The organism is Snodgrassella sp. W8132 (genome assembly GCF_016100865.1).
Lineage (GTDB): Bacteria > Pseudomonadota > Gammaproteobacteria > Burkholderiales > Neisseriaceae > Snodgrassella > Snodgrassella alvi.
In genome coordinates this window covers 899,297-917,288 of record NZ_JACFRQ010000001.1, presented here as the reverse complement: position 1 = coordinate 917,288, position 17,992 = coordinate 899,297, and the positions used below count along the sequence as shown (strand labels likewise).

Annotated in this window: 14 protein-coding genes and 1 tRNA gene; 7 read left to right on the top strand and 8 right to left on the bottom strand. The window is 38.6% G+C overall.

Annotated elements, in window-relative coordinates; translation table 11 throughout:
• Both H3U82_RS04095 and H3U82_RS04090 read right to left on the bottom strand, forming a co-directional pair.
• The gene (locus H3U82_RS04095; RefSeq protein WP_025330641.1) at positions 1 to 771 is read right to left on the bottom strand and encodes a gamma-glutamyl-gamma-aminobutyrate hydrolase family protein; all 771 of its coding nucleotides are present in this window, start codon (positions 769 to 771) and stop codon (positions 1 to 3) included.
• Positions 772 to 1,445: 674 nt separating this feature from the next.
• Complete coding sequence (locus tag H3U82_RS04090; protein ID WP_025330642.1) at positions 1,446 to 2,267, bottom strand: pyruvate, water dikinase regulatory protein; 822 nt, start codon at positions 2,265 to 2,267, stop codon at positions 1,446 to 1,448.
• A 419-nt stretch (positions 2,268 to 2,686) separates the two neighbouring features.
• On the opposite strand from H3U82_RS04090, the gene ppsA reads away from it, so the two are divergent.
• Positions 2,687 to 5,074, top strand: coding sequence for a phosphoenolpyruvate synthase (gene ppsA, locus H3U82_RS04085; RefSeq protein ID WP_037393429.1), 2,388 nt, complete (start codon positions 2,687 to 2,689; stop codon positions 5,072 to 5,074).
• 900 nt (positions 5,075 to 5,974) lie between these two features.
• Here the strand turns inward: ppsA and H3U82_RS04080 are convergent.
• The 3 genes from H3U82_RS04080 to gpmI form a co-directional block, all read right to left on the bottom strand.
• Entirely contained in the window at positions 5,975 to 7,537 is a 1,563-nt protein-coding gene (locus tag H3U82_RS04080) for a S41 family peptidase (protein ID WP_198209335.1), read from the bottom strand.
• Positions 7,538 to 7,676: 139 nt separating this feature from the next.
• Complete coding sequence (locus H3U82_RS04075) at positions 7,677 to 8,981, bottom strand: murein hydrolase activator EnvC (RefSeq protein WP_198209333.1); 1,305 nt, start codon at positions 8,979 to 8,981, stop codon at positions 7,677 to 7,679.
• The gene (gpmI, locus tag H3U82_RS04070) at positions 8,981 to 10,504 is read right to left on the bottom strand and encodes a 2,3-bisphosphoglycerate-independent phosphoglycerate mutase (RefSeq protein WP_198209331.1); all 1,524 of its coding nucleotides are present in this window, start codon (positions 10,502 to 10,504) and stop codon (positions 8,981 to 8,983) included. The genes H3U82_RS04075 and gpmI overlap by 1 nt, the downstream gene beginning before the upstream one ends.
• Before the next feature lie 207 nt (positions 10,505 to 10,711).
• Here gpmI and H3U82_RS04065 point away from each other — a divergent pair, with 207 nt between their 5' ends.
• The 4 genes from H3U82_RS04065 to H3U82_RS04050 all read left to right on the top strand — a co-directional run bounded on the left by H3U82_RS04065 (position 10,712) and on the right by H3U82_RS04050 (position 13,122).
• A complete protein-coding gene (locus tag H3U82_RS04065) occupies positions 10,712 to 11,290 on the top strand; it encodes a YqgE/AlgH family protein (RefSeq protein ID WP_025330647.1) in 579 nt (192 codons plus the stop codon).
• The gene (gene ruvX, locus H3U82_RS04060; RefSeq protein ID WP_078475554.1) at positions 11,283 to 11,744 is read left to right on the top strand and encodes a Holliday junction resolvase RuvX; all 462 of its coding nucleotides are present in this window, start codon (positions 11,283 to 11,285) and stop codon (positions 11,742 to 11,744) included. Before H3U82_RS04065 ends, ruvX begins: the two co-directional genes overlap by 8 nt.
• 264 nt (positions 11,745 to 12,008) lie before the next feature.
• Positions 12,009 to 12,923, top strand: a complete 915-nt coding sequence (gene argB, locus H3U82_RS04055) for an acetylglutamate kinase (RefSeq protein ID WP_084551882.1) — start codon at positions 12,009 to 12,011, stop codon at positions 12,921 to 12,923.
• A gap of 123 nt (positions 12,924 to 13,046) precedes the next feature.
• Positions 13,047 to 13,122, top strand: a tRNA-Asn gene (locus tag H3U82_RS04050).
• Between the two features lie 59 nt (positions 13,123 to 13,181).
• Here H3U82_RS04050 and H3U82_RS04045 read toward each other — a convergent pair.
• Positions 13,182 to 13,709, bottom strand: a complete 528-nt coding sequence (locus tag H3U82_RS04045; protein WP_232336100.1) for an FKBP-type peptidyl-prolyl cis-trans isomerase — start codon at positions 13,707 to 13,709, stop codon at positions 13,182 to 13,184.
• Between the two features lie 652 nt (positions 13,710 to 14,361).
• On the opposite strand from H3U82_RS04045, the gene rho reads away from it, so the two are divergent.
• On the top strand, positions 14,362 to 15,621 hold the full coding sequence (gene rho / locus H3U82_RS04040; protein ID WP_025330651.1) for a transcription termination factor Rho: 1,260 nt from the start codon (positions 14,362 to 14,364) through the stop codon (positions 15,619 to 15,621).
• 291 nt (positions 15,622 to 15,912) lie between these two features.
• Here rho and H3U82_RS04035 read toward each other — a convergent pair whose 3' ends face one another.
• Together H3U82_RS04035 and H3U82_RS04030 are read right to left on the bottom strand one after the other, a co-directional pair.
• Complete coding sequence (locus H3U82_RS04035; RefSeq protein WP_198209329.1) at positions 15,913 to 16,653, bottom strand: UDP-2,3-diacylglucosamine diphosphatase; 741 nt, start codon at positions 16,651 to 16,653, stop codon at positions 15,913 to 15,915.
• 18 nt (positions 16,654 to 16,671) lie between these two features.
• Positions 16,672 to 17,025 (bottom strand): Spx/MgsR family RNA polymerase-binding regulatory protein, encoded by a 354-nt coding sequence (locus tag H3U82_RS04030; protein WP_084554247.1) that lies wholly within the window; start codon positions 17,023 to 17,025, stop codon positions 16,672 to 16,674.
• A gap of 194 nt (positions 17,026 to 17,219) precedes the next feature.
• Here H3U82_RS04030 and H3U82_RS04025 point away from each other — a divergent pair, with 194 nt between their 5' ends.
• Positions 17,220 to 17,861, top strand: coding sequence for a hypothetical protein (locus H3U82_RS04025; RefSeq protein WP_096765630.1), 642 nt, complete (start codon positions 17,220 to 17,222; stop codon positions 17,859 to 17,861).
• Positions 17,862 to 17,992 lie beyond the last annotated feature (131 nt).

Genomic DNA, 17,992 nt, shown 5'->3' with positions numbered 1-17,992 from the left:
TTAAAATGATTCCTTTTGCCTGTGCAATTTATATTGCATACATGCTTCACGAAAAGCTTTAAAAATAGCGATAGAAAGCGGCTTATTCCCATATTGCCATTCCGGATGCCACTGTACTGCATAGCCAAATATTGACGCTGCATCAATCCTGAATGCTTCAATAAGACCATCTGGAGCAGTTGCTTCTATGCTAAGCCCGGGTGCTAACGTTTTTACTCCTTGCTGATGTAAAGAATTGACCTGATACTGTTTGTGGTCTGTTGCCAGCCACAGCATCAATAAACTGTCTGTTTTCAGATTAACCGCATGCGCATCGCCATATTGAATTTCAATTGGCTGATTATCGGGTTCACGATGATCCAGATAACCGGGTATTTCCTGTATATGCTGGTGAAGGTCACCACCAAGTGCGACATTGATTTCCTGCAAACCGCGGCAAACACCCAGAAGTGGTATACCACTATCAATAATATATTTAATTAGCGGTAAAACAGTATGGTCACGGGCAGCATCCTGTAACATTCCCTCTTGTGCCGATATTTCACCATACCATTTCGGGTCTATATTTGAATAAGAACCGGGTAAAAAAACACCATCAACCAATTTGAGCAGGCGAGTTAAAACTTCCTGATCAGACAGTACCGGAAGTAAAATAACATCACCGACACTGTCCTGAACCGCATGAATGTATTTTTCACCGACAGCGTGAAAATTCCACTTACCTATCTGCTTTACATCACATGGTATACCTATGATTGGACGCGGCTGCATAAAATTGTCTCAAAGGATTAATAGTTAAAACAATTTTGATTTTTATGATTCATAATCCCATGAGAAAAACAAAATGGCAAGAAAACTTAACTTAAATTGATAATAATTCGATTTATTGGTAACAAAAGATATTAATCTAAACACATAATAAAAATAAATTTTTAGAATTAAATTAAAAATATCATTATTATATTGAGGCCAAGATTATTCGTTGTTTTTGCTGGCGTGAAAATTTACTGACTAAGTAATAATTACTGATGTTAACGATTATGTTAAATGAATATTAATTATAGAATGTAATTAAGAAATACAAATAAGCATGCTTTATTGATTACGTCATTAAAGAAAGAGAATAATAATCTAAAGTATATCATTGCAACACTATTATCCATGTGTCTGACCACAGGATAATAGTCTCAGCACTTCCGGATGTTATCTGAATAGTTGGACATATTTTAATTTGGAAATTTAGATATAGTACAGTTACCTTGGATAGTATATAAAAAATATGCCATGTGTTTAGATAATAATATTCACGCGTTCAAAGATTGATTTAATATTAAAGCTGCTTAATTTATTCGTCTATTACTGATACAAGATAAATACAAATCATGATTGCAAGCTAAAATAAAGGCCCTGAATTTATTCAGGGCAAAACTTTATAACGAAACAACCTAAAACCGCCGTTGTAATTTTGCCGCTAAAATAATACTTGCAGCCAGTTCTTCAATAGATTTATGAGTTGTATTGGTATATGGAATATTAAAACGGCGGAACATATCTTCGGCGGTTAAAATCTCACGTCGGCAATTATCACGACTGGCATAACGGGAATCAGGACGACGCTCCGAACGAATATGGTGCAGACGGTCTGCATCTATGGTTAGCCCATATAATTTTTGCCGGAATGGTTGCAGCATTCTAGGTAATTCACTGCTTTCCAGATCTTCTGGAATAAGAGGATAATTTGCAGCACGAATTCCATACTGTAATGCCAGATAAAGACAAGTAGGCGTTTTACCGCTGCGAGAAACGCCCATCAGAATCACATCAGCTTTTTTCAATTCGCGATCAGTAATTCCATCATCATGATTAAGAGTAAAATTGATTGCTTCCATTCTCTTATCATAGCGTTCAGTATCGTGCATTCCATGAGTTCTGCCAATGGAATGATTTGCTTCTGTGGCAAGTTCATCTTCCAGCTCACCAATAAATGCATCATAAAAACTCATATGCAGCCCTGCACTGGTTTTAATCAGTTTACGGACATTTTCATCAACGATGCTAGAAAAAACCAGCGGACGCGCTTCACAGTGGTTTGCTGCATTATTAATTAAAGCAACAATCTCACGAGCTTTTGTTTCTGTATCTACAAATGGATAAGTAGCACGCTTGAATTCTATATTGTCAAACTGGTTCAATAAAGCAAGACCCATACTTTCGGCGGTGATACCCGTTCGGTCAGAAACAAAAAAGACTTGGCGTACTGGTTTCATAATCAATCTACATAATTCAGAGTTAAAAAGGGATGTGACTTTATGAATTATCCATTGTAAATGAAGTTTCTTCCAGTTCCTGCGTAAAATATTGGTTTTTTTTCAACATTGATACTAAAAAAATAAAAATAGACTGAATATATAAAATTTAAGCAATAAAATTAATGTTTTATTGAATAAAAAAGATAATTTTAGATTAAAATTGCTAAAAAATGTATAAATTGATATTTTAATCTAAATAATTGAAAATGTAATTAAAATACTTAAGGTATCAAGGATTTGTATTTGAATAGTGTTTGATTAGGGATAAATTATCCTCAATTATGGGCGGATAAATAGCCAAAAATACATGACATTTTATACCTGACTAGTTAGAATAGGTCGTCTTCAACTTTCCCACTCCTCACTGGATAACCATCATGGCCGGTAATAACGTAATCTGGTTTGAAAATCTGCGCATGACTGATGTTGAAAGCGTCGGCGGCAAAAATGCATCTCTTGGCGAGATGATTTCACAGCTCACCGAAAAAGGTGTGCGTGTACCCGGTGGTTTTGCTACCACTGCCGAAGCCTATCGCAATTTTCTTGCTTACGAAGGTTTGAGTGAACGTATCAATAACGAGCTAAAGGCACTGGATGTAGATAATGTTGCCGAACTGGCCCGGGTAGGTAAACAGATCCGTCAATGGATCATGGACACCCCATTTCCGCCTGAACTGGAAGCAGATTTACAGGCAGCATGGGAAAAAATGGTAGCTGATGCCGGTACTGACCAGATTTGCGTGGCTGTACGCTCTTCTGCGACTGCCGAAGATTTACCTGATGCCTCTTTTGCCGGTCAGCAGGAAACATTTCTGAATATAAGCGGTTATGATAATGTTAAAGAAGCTATGCATCATGTATTTGCTTCTTTGTATAACGATCGCGCCATTTCCTACCGTGTGCACAAGAATTTTGCTCATGATGTAGTGGCTCTGTCTGCCGGTGTTCAGCGGATGGTGCGTTCTGATAAAGGCGCCTCCGGGGTGATGTTCACCATGGATACAGAATCTGGTTTTGATCAGGTTGTATTCATTACATCATCCTATGGTCTGGGTGAGACTGTTGTACAGGGTGCAGTAAATCCGGATGAATTCTATGTACATAAACCAACATTGCGTGCCGGCCGTCCTGCGATTCTGCGTAAAACCATGGGTTCTAAACTGATCAAAATGGTTTTCACTGATGCGGCTCAGGCAGGTAAATCTGTACAGACAGTAGATGTTGATGCTGCTGACCGGAAAAAATTCTCAATCAGTGCCGAAGAAATTACTGAGCTGGCTCAGTATGCACTGACTATTGAAGAACACTACGGCCGTCCGATGGATATTGAATGGGGTCGTGATGGTATTGATGGCAAACTGTATATCTTGCAGGCTCGTCCTGAAACTGTGAAGTCACAGGAAAATAACAGCCGTGTTCTGCGTCGCTATCAGATTAATGACAAATCTGCCATTCTGGTAGAAGGTCGCGCCATCGGTCAGAAAGTCGGTCAGGGTAAAGTGCGTCTGGTTAAATCTGTTGATGAAATGGATAAAGTGTTGCCAGGTGACGTACTGGTTACTGATATGACCGATCCGGACTGGGAACCGGTTATGAAACGTGCCTCTGCGATTATTACCAATCGTGGCGGACGTACTTGTCACGCAGCCATTATTGCGCGTGAACTGGGTATTCCGGCAGTGGTTGGCTGTGGTAATGCAACTTCTGCTTTGCAGGATGGTCAGGAAGTAACAGTGTCCTGTGCTGAAGGGGATACAGGCTATGTATATGAAGGTTTATTGAAAGTTGATGTCAATGAAATACCTTTAGATAATATGCCTGAATCACCAGCCAAAATCATGATGAATGTAGGTAATCCTGAGCTGGCATTCAGCTTCTCAGGTTTACCGGGCTATGGTATTGGTCTGGCACGAATGGAGTTTATTATTAATCGCCAGATTGGTATTCATCCTCGTGCTTTGCTGGAATTTGATCAGCAGGATGAACAGATGAAAGCCACCATTACTGACAGAATTTCCGGCTATTCATCTCCGGTAGACTTTTATATTGATAAAATTGCTGAAGGTGTGGCAACACTGGCAGCTTCTGTGTATCCGAAAAAAGTAATTGTGCGTATGTCTGACTTTAAGTCAAATGAATATGCCAATCTTTTAGGTGGTAATAAATACGAGCCTCATGAAGAAAATCCGATGCTGGGTTTCCGCGGTGCAGCCCGTTATGTTTCTGATGATTTCAAAGATTGCTTTGCGCTTGAGTGTAAAGCACTGAAATATGTGCGTGATGAAATGGGATTAACTAATGTTGAAATCATGATTCCATTTGTACGTACATTGAAAGAGGCTGAAAATGTCGTACGCGCATTGAAAGACAACGGACTGGAACGTGGTAAAAATGGTCTGCGCCTGATTATGATGTGTGAACTGCCAACCAATGCAGTACTGGCCGAACAGTTCCTGAAATACTTTGATGGATTCTCTATTGGTTCAAATGATATGACTCAGTTAACACTGGGTGTGGATCGTGATAGTGGTGGTCCGATCGCAGGTACTTTTGATGAACGTGACCCGGCTGTTAAAGTGATGTTCAGTCTGGCAATTCAAGCTTGCCGTAAATTAAACAAATATATTGGTATTTGCGGACAAGGACCGTCTGACCATGCTGATTTTGCTAAATGGTTGATTGAGGAGGGAATTGAGACTATCTCTCTGAATCCTGATACCGTAATTGAAACTTGGTTATATCTGGCTAAAGAACTGAAAAAATAAGTTTTTCGGTTCGTAAAATAAAGGCTGCTAATTTTATTAGCAGCCTTTATTTTTTGATTAATAAATATAGAAATTTCATATATAAATGATTTATTTAAAGATTTTTAGTTTTGCTTAATTAAATTTTTATATTATGTGAAATTGATACAGTAAGTAAGTATAGAGAAAGATAATAAAGTGCCAATAAATCATAAAATCGTTTTCATAGCGAGTTATAACTTCTGCGTCTACAGATATTGAGCTAATTGTTTGTTATTCATCATTAACTGTAATCTATTTGCAAATAAATTACCGTCAACTAACTTTGAAACATTGATATTATTGAAAGATTGGCCAGACAGATAAAAATTGTTTAATATTTTCAAACTAAATAAATCAATTTTTATTTTATTCAAATTAAAAGTTTTTATTTAATTCATAGTACTTAATTCAATTGAGTTAAATATTAAATAAATTTGTTGGGGCTAAAATTTCACTAGATGAAAAGTAAAAAAGAGTGGGTTATTTACTATTTTTAGGTAAATATCATTATTGGAAACTTCCCAACCTAAAAGTATTAAGGTATTAACTAAAACTTTTATTTAATAGTTTGTGGCAAGTAAATTGTTTATATTCATTCAATTTTATTTGTTGTTATTGAACCAATTATGCAAACATTATTTTTGGGTAAGTTGGAATTTTAATTATTTTAATATTTTATAAGTTCTTTTTATTTAAAAGTGTAAAGATATGATTTGAATTCATTATCAGGTACTTTTAAATATTATTTAAACATATGTAGATTTAGTTCTTTTTCTCTGCAATTGGGTTTTGGGTTATCTATATGATTTTGCAAATAAATTAAATACATTTAATAAAAAACAGATAGCTTAAGCTATCTGTTTTTTTAAAGATAAAATTTTATTTTTTATCCTTTTTGTCGTTAGTTTTAACTGGTTTTTTAGCAGCCAGTCCCAATGACTGATTCCATTTTACCGGGTCTTTTACCAGATCCAGAGCAGATTTTAACTGAGCATCTTTTGCTGGGTTAGGTTCACGTCTCGCCAGCCAATCTTCTTCATCCTTTTTCTTGCTATCTTTTTTATCAGCAGTAGTTATAGCTTTATTGGTTTGATTTTCGTCTTTACCAGTTTTAACTTCCTTGGTGCTGTCTTTGTCCGAGTCTTCGTTATGCAGATTTACAGGTTCACTGGCAAAAGCCGAAGAAGTGGTTTTTTTCTGACTGCCTTCTAATCCTCCTTTTACCTCCTTACCACCTAACGGGTTACTCAGATGACCGCCAAGATCGGCTTCTCGGCTTTCAAATTTTCGGTTTTTATCTTTTACTTCAACATCAGGAACGATACCCTGTGCCTGTATTGAGCGGTCATTAGGAGTGTAATACAGCGCAGTTGTCAGTTTAACCGCTCCACCATTTGATAGAGGAATTACTGTTTGTACCGAACCTTTGCCAAAGCTTTGTGTACCTACAATTACCGCACGTTTATAGTCTTGAAGCGCACCGGAGACAATTTCAGAAGCAGAAGCGGTACCTGAATTTACTAAAACTGTAATCGGTATGGTTTTAATTTCTTCAGGCATATTTACTAGCGGATCATTGCCTTTAACTACATAATCTTTAGGAATAGCTTTTAATACCATACCTTCTTTTTTATCACGGTTTTTCGTGCTGACAACTTTTACGCCCGGTTTCAGGAATACTGCGGATACACCAACAGCACTGTTTAACAGACCACCCGGATCATCGCGTAAGTCGAGTACCAGACCTTTCAAAGGCTGTTTGTTCTGTTTTTCTAAATCTTTAATAGCATCAGCCAGCAGACTTACAGTATGTTCCTGAAACTGAGTAATGCGTACGTAACCGTAATCAGGTTCCAGAAGTTTGTAACGTACACTTTTAACTTTAATAATTGCTCTTGTCAGATGTAATACAATTGGCTGTGCTTCATCTTTACGAGCTAAAGTCAGAGTTATACTGGTTCCCGGTTTACCGCGCATTCTTTTTACAGCTTCGGTAGTGGTCATGTTGCGAGTTGATTCGCTGTCAATTTTAACGATGTAGTCACCGCTTTTGATGCCGGCACGATCAGCAGGCGTGTCTTCTATAGGTGCCACAATTTTTATCAGCCCGTCTTCAGAGCTGATTTCCATACCGAGGCCGCCAAATTCACCTGTAGTGCTTTCCTGTAAATCCGAGTAATCTTTAACAGTCAGATATTCAGAATGCGGGTCAAGATTATTGACCATCCCTTTCATGGCACCTTCAAGAATAGTATCGTCAGTTTTATTCTCAACATAATTGGCTTTAATTTGTCCATAAACTTCCGCCATGGTATGCAGAGATTGTACCGGTAAAGCCTCGGATTTCTCATTGGCATAACTCTGTATGCTTAAAGTGAGAATGACACCGCTGAAAGCACCCAGTGTATATAAAGCAGCTTTTTTTAATCTAGATTTAGCCATTATTACTATTGTTCTTTCTTATAACGACATTAATTCAGGATATCAATAACCTGTTTATAGCAGGTTATGATGAAAATTCAAAATCGGTCAGAGTGTACACTATAAAATTATTGAAAGTAATAGCAAAGCATAATATGAGTTAACGCAACCATGATAATGGATTCATTGCCTGATTATGATAACGAATTTCAAAATAAAGTCCGTTCTGACCGTCCGGTAATTTACCACTTATACCAATGGTTTGACCAGAGCTAAGAATGCTACCGGCAGAAACATTGACGGAGGACAAGCCTGTGTAAATGCTGATATAACCTTCACCGTGATCAATGATAACGGTATTGCCGTAACCTTGTAAAAAAGCAGCATAGACCACATTACCATTAGAAATGCTGTGCACAGCCGTATTGTTACATGAAAAAAACAATCCTTTCCAGATGCCGCCATTTGGTCTGTTTTCTCCGAATCTTCCTGATATGCTGCCGTTAACCGGTCGGGGAAGGCGTCCCTGTTGCTGTGCAAGACCTTTAATAAGCGGTGTTTTAATATTTTCTGTAGCCTGTAAAGCTAAATCTTCTGCAGTTAAGGTAGAAGGCGGTCTGGTGCTGTCTGTATCATTGTTACCGGCATCGTTACTTGGAGTAATTTGTGGCTGACCGGTATTTTTCGGTTTAACGGCTTGTTTAGAAGGTTTAGGCTGAGTCTGAGCCAGACGACGCATTGTTGCCTGAGCAGAAAGACGGCTTAAAAGATTGTTCAATCGTTTTTCATCAGCCTTTAATGATTGTAACTGTTTATTCTGTACTTGTAATTGTTGGTTTAATACACTGGATTTGCTTTGCTGAATAGTATGTTCATTACGCAGTTTGTTAATAAGCTGCTGTTGTTTTTTTTGTAGCAAAGAAAGTTGTTGTTGCTGATTATTGATAGCCTGTTGCTGTGCATTCATCCGCGATTGTTGTTCACGTAAACGCTGAATGACCTGCTCATTGGCTTCATTTAAATAACGGATATATTGTAACGAGCGCCCTTTTTGGTCGGAGCGATCCTTTTTTAGCATCAAATATACGCTGTTCGGCTGACGGTTACGGTAATGTGCGTTAAGTAAACGGGCTATCTGGGTCTGAGTTTCTGCAATCTGGGTACGGGTTTTATCCAGATTGGTTTGCAGGGTTTGTAACTGCCGCATACTAGTCTGTTGCTGTTGCTGAATGCGGTGAAGCTCATTTTTTGCCTGATTAAGCTGCTGGTCTGTTGCAGCCATTGAGGCATCAATTTTTTTCTGTTCAACCGTAGTTTTACTGATCTGGTTTTGTGTTGCTGAAATAGCCTGGTGAACCTGTTTCAGTTCACCAGTTGGCTGTTGGATTTTCTGATTATTGGCAGCGATAGCCAAAGAGAAAAGGGTACTGCACCATATCAGAATGAGACAGAATAAAGATTTCATTATTTATCTGTGAATTCAATCAGGTTCTGCCCCGTCATTTCTGCAGGCGGAGTCAGTCCCAGAGCAGTTAAAAGAGAAGGCGCTACATCTTTAAGCGCTCCGCCTGAACGGATTGTAGCCTTACGCCCTATATAGATAAATGGGACCGGTTCAACTGTATGTTGTGTGTGAGGTTGCTGATTTTTTTCATCATACATGTGTTCACAGTTACCGTGATCGGCAGTAATAATCACTTCTCCGCCTACAGAAAGTGTTGTTTCGACAACCTGTGCAACACAACTATCCAGTGTTTCTACTGCTTTTATAGCGGCGTCAAGTGAACCGGTATGTCCAACCATATCACCATTGGCAAAGTTACAAATAATAACATCATGGCGATGATGTTTCAGACTATCAATAATTTGTTCAGTAATGCCGACAGCACTCATTTCTGGCTGTAAATCATATGTAGTCACTTTGGGTGAAGGAATCATAATCCTTTCTTCACCAATATAAGGTTCTTCCCGACCACCACTGAAAAAATAAGTTACGTGCGGGTATTTTTCTGTTTCTGCTATGCGGAGCTGTCTAAGACCCTGTCCGGCCAAAAATTCTCCCAGACCATTATTTACAGATTGTTTTTCAAACATTACCGGATTGCTGAATTGTGTTCCGTAAGCAGTAATAGTGGCAAAATATCCCGGTTGTACACGATACTTGCGTTCAAATCCATCGAAATCAGTAAAAGTAAGGGCTTGAGTTAATTCACGTGCGCGATCAGCACGGAAGTTGAGAAACAGAATGGCATCACCATCTAGCAGCTTTGCCTGCGGGCTGACAATGGTAGGTTTAACAAATTCATCCTGCTCGCCACGGGCATAAGCAGCCTCTAATGCAGTAACAGGGGAATCAGCCTGGTAGGGCGCATCTCCGAATAAGGCATTATAAGCAGCTTCAACGCGATCCCATCGGTTGTCTCTGTCCATGGCAAAAAAACGTCCGACAAGGGCACCGCATAATATCTGAGAATGCTGTTGCATATATTGTTGCAGGCGTTGCAGATAGGGACGGGCACTTTGCGGCGGTGTATCACGCCCATCAAGAAATGGATGGACAACAATTTTTTGCATGCCGGCAGCTAGTGCGGCATCTATAACTGCAAAAAAATGTTCTATATGGCTATGCACACCACCATCAGAAAATAAGCCCAGCAGATGTACAGTATGATTCGGATTATTCCATGCCTGTTGCAAAACCGGATTTTGTTCAAGAGTATGGTCTTCAATAGCCATATCGATTCGGGTAATATCCTGAGGTATAACTCTGCCTGCACCAATATTCAGGTGACCCACTTCTGAATTGCCAAACTGGCCAACAGGCAATCCGACCATTCGTTCTGAAGCATCTATCGTGCCATAAGCATAGTGCTGACGATAGTTATCGATATAAGGAGTATGCGCCAGTAAAATTGCATTGTCATTTCCTTCGGCACGATGGCCGAAACCATCCAGAATTAAAAGCACAACAGGTTTAATTAATGACACAATTGACCTTTCTGTGATGGCTGTCTTTGACTCAGTCTGCCAGTATTAGCTGTTTTGATAAAATTTTAAAAACCGGATAAAACAATCCGGTTCGGAGTAAGATAGAATTATAGCGAAAAGCATACGCTTGAGAAACTGTAAAACAGACCCAATTTAACGACAAATTAATTTATATAGTCTGACATCATTTTCATGGATAAGCACAATATGGCTGCACAACAAAACGCTCCGTCCGGATTCTCTCTGGCCAATCATTTTCTGATTGCTATGCCGTCAATGGAAGACCCGTTTTTTAAAGAAAGCGTGATTTATCTGTGTGAACATAGTGCAGACGGTGCTATGGGTATCATTGTAAATAAACCATCACCGATTATGATGGATTTACTGTTTGATTCTGCTAAAACCCCTACACCGGAACGTTTTCACGGACAAAATGTTCTGATGGGCGGTCCGGTTCAAGTAGACCGCGGATTTCTGGTACATACTCCGACAGGTTCATGGGAAAGCAGTTTGCTGGTAACTGACGATATAGCCATGACTACTTCTCGCGATATTATTCTGGGGCTTACACAGGAAAATGAAGTTGATAAAGCTGTAGCTACTATTGGTTATTCCAGCTGGTCTGCCGGACAACTGGAGCAGGAGCTGGCAAATAATAGCTGGATAACCGTGCCTGCAGATAACCAGATTTTATTTGATATGCCATATAAGCAACGTTATAAAGCTGCCTTGCAGTTATTAAATATTGATATTGCCAATCTGAGCGTATTGGTGGGCCATGCCTGAATCAATCCCTTCTCCCCTAAAGCGTGGCACTGTGCTCGGATTTGATTTCGGAAGCGCACGGATAGGAGTAGCCGTCGGTGAAGCTGAGCTGGCGAGTGTACATCCGTTGGAAACTATTACTGTTATCAGTAATGAACAGTATTTTAGCCGTATTAAAACTTTAATAAATGAATGGCGGCCACAGGTGCTTGTAGTAGGTCTTCCCACTCATGCAGATGGTGAGGACGATGAAGCTACTGCTCTTTGTCGCCGTTTTGGTAACCGTTTACATGGTCGTTTTAATTTACCGGTATACTGGGTAGATGAGCGCTGGACATCTGTAGTCGCCGAAAGTTTGCTAAATGAAGCTTTAGTTTTTGGGAAAAAGCGTAAACAAATACTGGATCAGGTTGCAGCACAGGCAATTCTGGCAACTTTTTTCAGTACCGGCGCATGTATGGTCAAACTTGATTAAATTTTCAAGTGTGTTTTAAATGAATCTAAATATCGGGTTACTGATAACGCAGAACTTATAACTACAAATACTGTTTTATTATTTCGATAATTTTTAGACTGCTTTTTCAATCAAGTATATTTTTCATTTATTTTTCAATTTGTACTTATTATTGCTTAAAATCTTAAACAAACATTAAATAACAAATTATGGTTTTATTTTATCATAACTAAAGATAAACTTAACCGTAGAAAAATAATCAGTTTAATTAGGCAGGGATAAATAATGAGCACAGACATCTTCACGAACATTAATGCTATTGAGGCTAAAACAAAAGCTAATATTTTAGCCGAGGCGCTACCATATATCCGGCGATTTTCCGGTGTGACAATGGTAATTAAGTATGGCGGTAATGCAATGACTGATCCGCAATTGAAAGAAAGTTTTGCTAAAGATGTCGTATTGCTCAAACTGGTGGGAATTCATCCGATTATTGTACACGGGGGCGGGCCGCAAATTAATGAGCTGTTACAGAAAGTAGGGAAAGAAAATCAATTTATTCAGGGTATGCGGGTGACTGACAGCGAGACCATGGATATTGTTGAAATGGTGCTTGGTGGTTGTGTTAATAAGGAAATTACATCTTTACTTAACCTGCATGGAGGGCATGCAGTCGGAATTACCGGCCGCGACAATCATTTTATCAAGGCGAAAAAATTGTTTCTTACCACTTCTGATAATGAAAAGCAGGATATCGGACAGGTAGGTGAAGTTGAAGAAATTGATACAGCTCTGATTCAGGAAATGGTGGAACATGGTTATATCCCTGTAGTGGCACCTGTTGGGGTAGGTGAACATGGTGAAGCATTTAATATCAATGCTGATGTGGTAGCCGGTAAGCTGGCAGAAAGTCTGAAGGCTGAAAAACTGATTATGCTTACCAATACGATTGGTGTACTGGATAAAAACAATCAATTATTAAGTCGCCTTACGCCATCTGATATCAATGCATTAATTGCTGATGGTACTTTACAAAATGGTATGCTGCCTAAAATTAATGCGACTTTGCAGGCTGCTATGCATGGCGTTCACAATACTCATATTATTGACGGACGTGTTCCACATGCTCTCTTGCTGGAAATTTTCACTGATAAAGGTGTCGGAACTATGATTCTAGGTCAGAATGAACAGGCTGAATAATTTAAAATAAAACTGCTTACTAAAATATTATTATTGTGTAATTAATAATTTAATTAGCTTGTAACCATAAAGTTGTTTAAAAAGCTTGACAGTAAAATTACAGTCGCTATAATCTCGCCTCATTCCCTGATAGCTCAGTCGGTAGAGCGACGGACTGTTAATCCGCAGGTCCCAGGTTCGAGCCCTGGTCGGGGAGCCAGATTTTAAAAGCACTCAGTCTACTGAGTGCTTTTTCATTAATTATGCCTACAATCAGATTTACTTTCCAACTTTAATCAGCTTCACATCAAATATCAGAACACTGTTAGCAGGAATGGCACTTGTCGGGCTATGTTCGCCGTAAGCAAGTCGGGCTGGTATATAGAATGTGTAGTCACTACCTTCTGACATAAGCTGCAATCCTTCAGTCCATCCGGGAATCACGCCATTAAGCGGAAATGTAACCGGCTCATTATTACGCTGAGCTGTGCTATCAAAAATAGTCCCGTCGATTAAACGACCTTCATATTGAACCGTCACCATATCAGTGGCTTTAGGTTTTTTACCGGATCCCTCATGATTAACTTTGTACTGCAAACCTGATGTAGTGGTTTTTACACCGGAAACATTTTTATTTTTGGCCAGAAACTCCTCTCCTGCACGCTGCGGGTTTCGGGTAGCCGAAGGTGCAGTTGAAGCTGCTACCGGCTCACTGCTGTTATTTTTATACCCATTATCAGCAAAGTTACAGGCCGATAAAACCAGTGCAGTAGTGATTCCCAGAGTAGTTAAAGACAAGTGTTTCATAATTTCTCTTTTAGTATTTAAAGGAGAGACAATTATAGCAGTCATCAGCAGAAAAGCATTTTCTTATCTGCTGTTTTACTGGTTGTTTGCTATTGTCTGATATCTGGAAATTCAGTTCTTTGAATATATAATCTATCTGTAACTGTTGTCTTTCTGATATATTCTTTTTCTATTTACATTATTATACTAATTTTAATAATGCGGTTATAATCCGGCCTGAATAACAGTTTATAGTTAAAAATTAGTGATTAATATAACAATAAGAAATTTATATTAACCTGAATTGTTGTTCGGTTCGGTTAATTCCTGATACAGACTAAAAAACACAATTATAACTTTTTATGCTATATGGATTTTCTGATGTCAGAATTAAATTTTAAGGGTATGCTTCATACAAGTGTTATTGAAAGTTGATAATAACTTGACATTATGTGGTTTGAAGATTAGAATTGTTCTTTATAAGAAGATGTCACTTCTGAAAAATCTTTTATTAATGTCTTTTGTGGCAGAATTAAACCAAATCAACTTTCAATAAAAACCTTACCTGTCTTTGGCAAGTATTTTGCAACTTAAAGACTGGTAACTGGAATTATTATGAGTTTTCTGACTCATTTTATCTTCGATTCTAATAAATAAGTTCATTTATATCTTTATGCACGTTTCTGAATTACAAAATCTACATGTGTCTGAATTACTGGGCATAGCTGAAGAGTTTGGTATTGAAAATGCCAATCGTTTGCGCAAACAGGATCTGGTGTTTGCTATTGTGCGCATTAAAATGAAGCAGGGAGAAGCGTTTACCTGTTCCGGTACGCTGGAAATTCTGCCTGATGGCTTTGGCTTTTTGCGTAGCATGGATACATCTTATCTGGCAGGCCCTGATGATATTTACGTCAGTCCGAGTCAGATACGGCGTTTCAATCTGCATACTGGTGACACGATTGAAGGCAGTGTACGTGTACCTAAAGACAATGAACGCTATTTTGCGCTGGTTCGTCTGGATAAAATTAACGGAGACGATCCGGATGTATGCAAACATAAAATCCTGTTTGAAAATCTGACACCATTATTCCCTGATCGCCAGTTTGTGCTAGAGCGGGATATTCGTTCCGGAGAAAATCTTACCGGACGTGCAATTGATCTGATTGCACCTATCGGATTTGGTCAGCGCGCTTTGCTGGTAGCTCCGCCGAAATCTGGTAAAACAGTGATGCTGCAGAATATCGCACATGCGATTACAGCTAATTATCCTGAAGCTGAACTGATTGTTCTGCTGATTGATGAGCGTCCTGAAGAAGTTACGGAAATGACCCGTTCAGTACGGGGTGAGGTAGTATCTTCTACTTTTGATGAGCCGGCTACCCGCCATGTACAAGTGGCTGAAATGGTGATTGAAAAAGCCAAGCGTCTGGTAGAACACAAAAAAGATGTAATCATTCTGCTTGATTCAATTACACGTCTGGCGCGTGCTTACAACACGGTTATTCCTGCATCCGGTAAAATTTTAACTGGCGGTATTGATGCAAATGCACTGCATCGTCCAAAGCGATTCTTCGGCGCAGCCCGTAATGTGGAAGAAGGCGGTTCACTGACCATTATCGCAACTGCTCTGGTAGAAACCGGTAGCCGTATGGATGATGTAATTTATGAGGAGTTCAAGGGAACGGGCAATATGGAATTGCATCTGGATCGGCGTATGGCTGAAAAACGTCTGTTTCCGGCAATTAATATCAATCGTTCTGGTACTCGCCGTGAAGAATTGCTGGTTTCTAATGAGCATTTACAAAAAATGTGGCTGCTGCGGAAATTCTTGCATCCAATGGATGATATTGAAGCAATGGAATTTATCATTGATAAGCTTAAACAGTCTAAAAATAATGCCGACTTTTTTGATTTAATGCGCGGCAAGTAAATAATTATTTTTAAAACTAATATCAACCGTGTTTACGCTTAGTAGACACGGTTTTTTATTTTAAAATCTCTATATATAGTGGGTGATTTAATAATGATATGCTATTACCCGGATAAATCAGTGTATTTGGAAATGAAAAATAATTAATAAAAACCGAAAAGAATTTTTAATCTTTTCGGTTTTTATTTTACTGGCGTTGTATTCAGATACGAAATCTGACTGCCTAGTTAATAATGAGATAATTAACTTCTAGGAGCATTCCTATTAATAGTCTAGATGTATTTTTTCTATTTATAGCTTAAGCTCATGTACATGTACACCATCTGTGTCTACTGCCAGATAGCCGCCGTAATTATCAGCCCAGTCCTGTATGACATAACGCTTGAAAAGATGGTTGTTCAACTGTGATTCATGTACAGCCGGACGATGAGTATGACCATGAATCAGTGTAGGCAGAATAGGTTGAATATGGCTACTCATCAGTTCATTAATGGCTTGTTCTGTTACATCAGAAATCTCACTTTTACCTTCATTATTTTTACGTGTTTCACTCATCTGACGGATTTGTCCGGCTAGTAAACGACGCTCTTCAATAGGTTTACTTAATACTGCCATTTGCCACAGAGGATTGCGGGACTGGGCACGGAATTGTTGATATGCAATATCGTCAGTGCATAATTCATCCCCATGCATAATAATATATTCATGCTCGTAAAGCTTTATTTGCTGAGGTGATGTAAGTAGTTGTATTCCGGTTTCTGCAGCAAATTTTTCACCAATCAGGAAATCCCGGTTACCATGAATGAAAAAAACTGGTGTCGCAGAAGAAAAAGATTTTAACTGAGATTTAATATGACGAATGAAATCACTGTCATCATCGTCACCTATCCAGACATCAAAAAAATCACCTAATATGTATAACGCATCGATATTTCCTTGCCATTGTTGCAGGCAGCGTTCAAATAGTTGATTTAAAGGCAGGGTCTGTTCAGAAAGATGTAAATCAGAAATAAATATTGTTGTGTTGTTCATGGTTTGTATCTGGAAGTATCAGGCAAAAAATTCAGTATAGCGTTGCGGATCAAAACCAACCAATATTAATTGATTTTTTACCAGAACAGGTCTTTTAATCACTGAGGGGTGGTTTATCATTAGGCGAATGGCTTCATCATCATTACTTAAAGCAATTGTCTGTTCATTGTTACTTAATTTCCGCCATGTTGTACCTTTACGGTTAATTAATGTTTCTTTAGGTACTTGTGTAAGCCAGAACTGGATATCAGTGATTGTGGGCGGTGTTTTCTTAAAATCGATAAATTCAGCGTTAATATGTTGATCAGCCAGCCATTTGCGGGCTTTTTTGACAGTATTACACTGACTGATACCATAAATTTGTATACTCATTGATGAAAGCCTGTTTGCGGAAATAAGCTGTTATTATACCGTTTTGCTTATATTTGCTTAAAGTGTTGGTTTTATGTCGATTGAGCGTTTTAAATTGTTTCTGACCAGTGAAGGTAAACTGCTTGCGTTGCTAATCCGGCATATTGGCAGTATGCTTTAATCAGTATAGATTTTATTTTATAAGGAATACCGGGATGAAAAAAATCAGTGTATTAGCCGTTAGCCTGTTACTGGCTGCCTGCGGTGGTAAGCAAGAGGCGAGTAATCACAATTTTACTGAGGCGATAGATAACTTTGCTAAAAATGAGAAGGTTTGTCTGGCGGTTAATCTGATGCTGGATAATGCTCAGGGAGGTATGAATAATACGGTTGCACTTGGTAATAAAGAAATACGTATTGCCAGAAAAAATAGTGATGGCGATAAAGTTAATAAAACTGCTTTAAAGCAAATGGATATTTTAACTGATGCAGACTTGTATGAAAAAGGTAAGGATGCAACTCTGGTTGTTAATGGCGGAAAAGATATACCGCAGGCAGTGTATTACCGTACAAGTAAAGGTGAGGACAATGTGCAAAATACAGCTCAGGGAAGTATGCTGTGCCTAGGAACACAAAAAGTAGATAAAATTGTGCTCTTTACTGAACCTACCCCTGCAAATGGAATGACTATTTCCAAGGTAGTTTATGATGCAAAACTGGTACCTGAGAAATGGGCTGAAAAATTATTGAAAACTACCGATGAAAACTGGTGGAAGTCTATGCAGGAACCTCAACGTCGTGCGGCTGTATTGGTTTTAACGGATAAAGGTTGGAAAGACGAACGGGCATTACGTTAGCAATCAGATATTGTTCGGCTTAGGAACATCAGTTTGTTAGCTTTTCAAATTCCATTTTTGATTGCCGTATAGATAAACCTAATTTTGTAGGTAAATTTTAAAATCATAAAAAACTCCAGAAATAAAATATT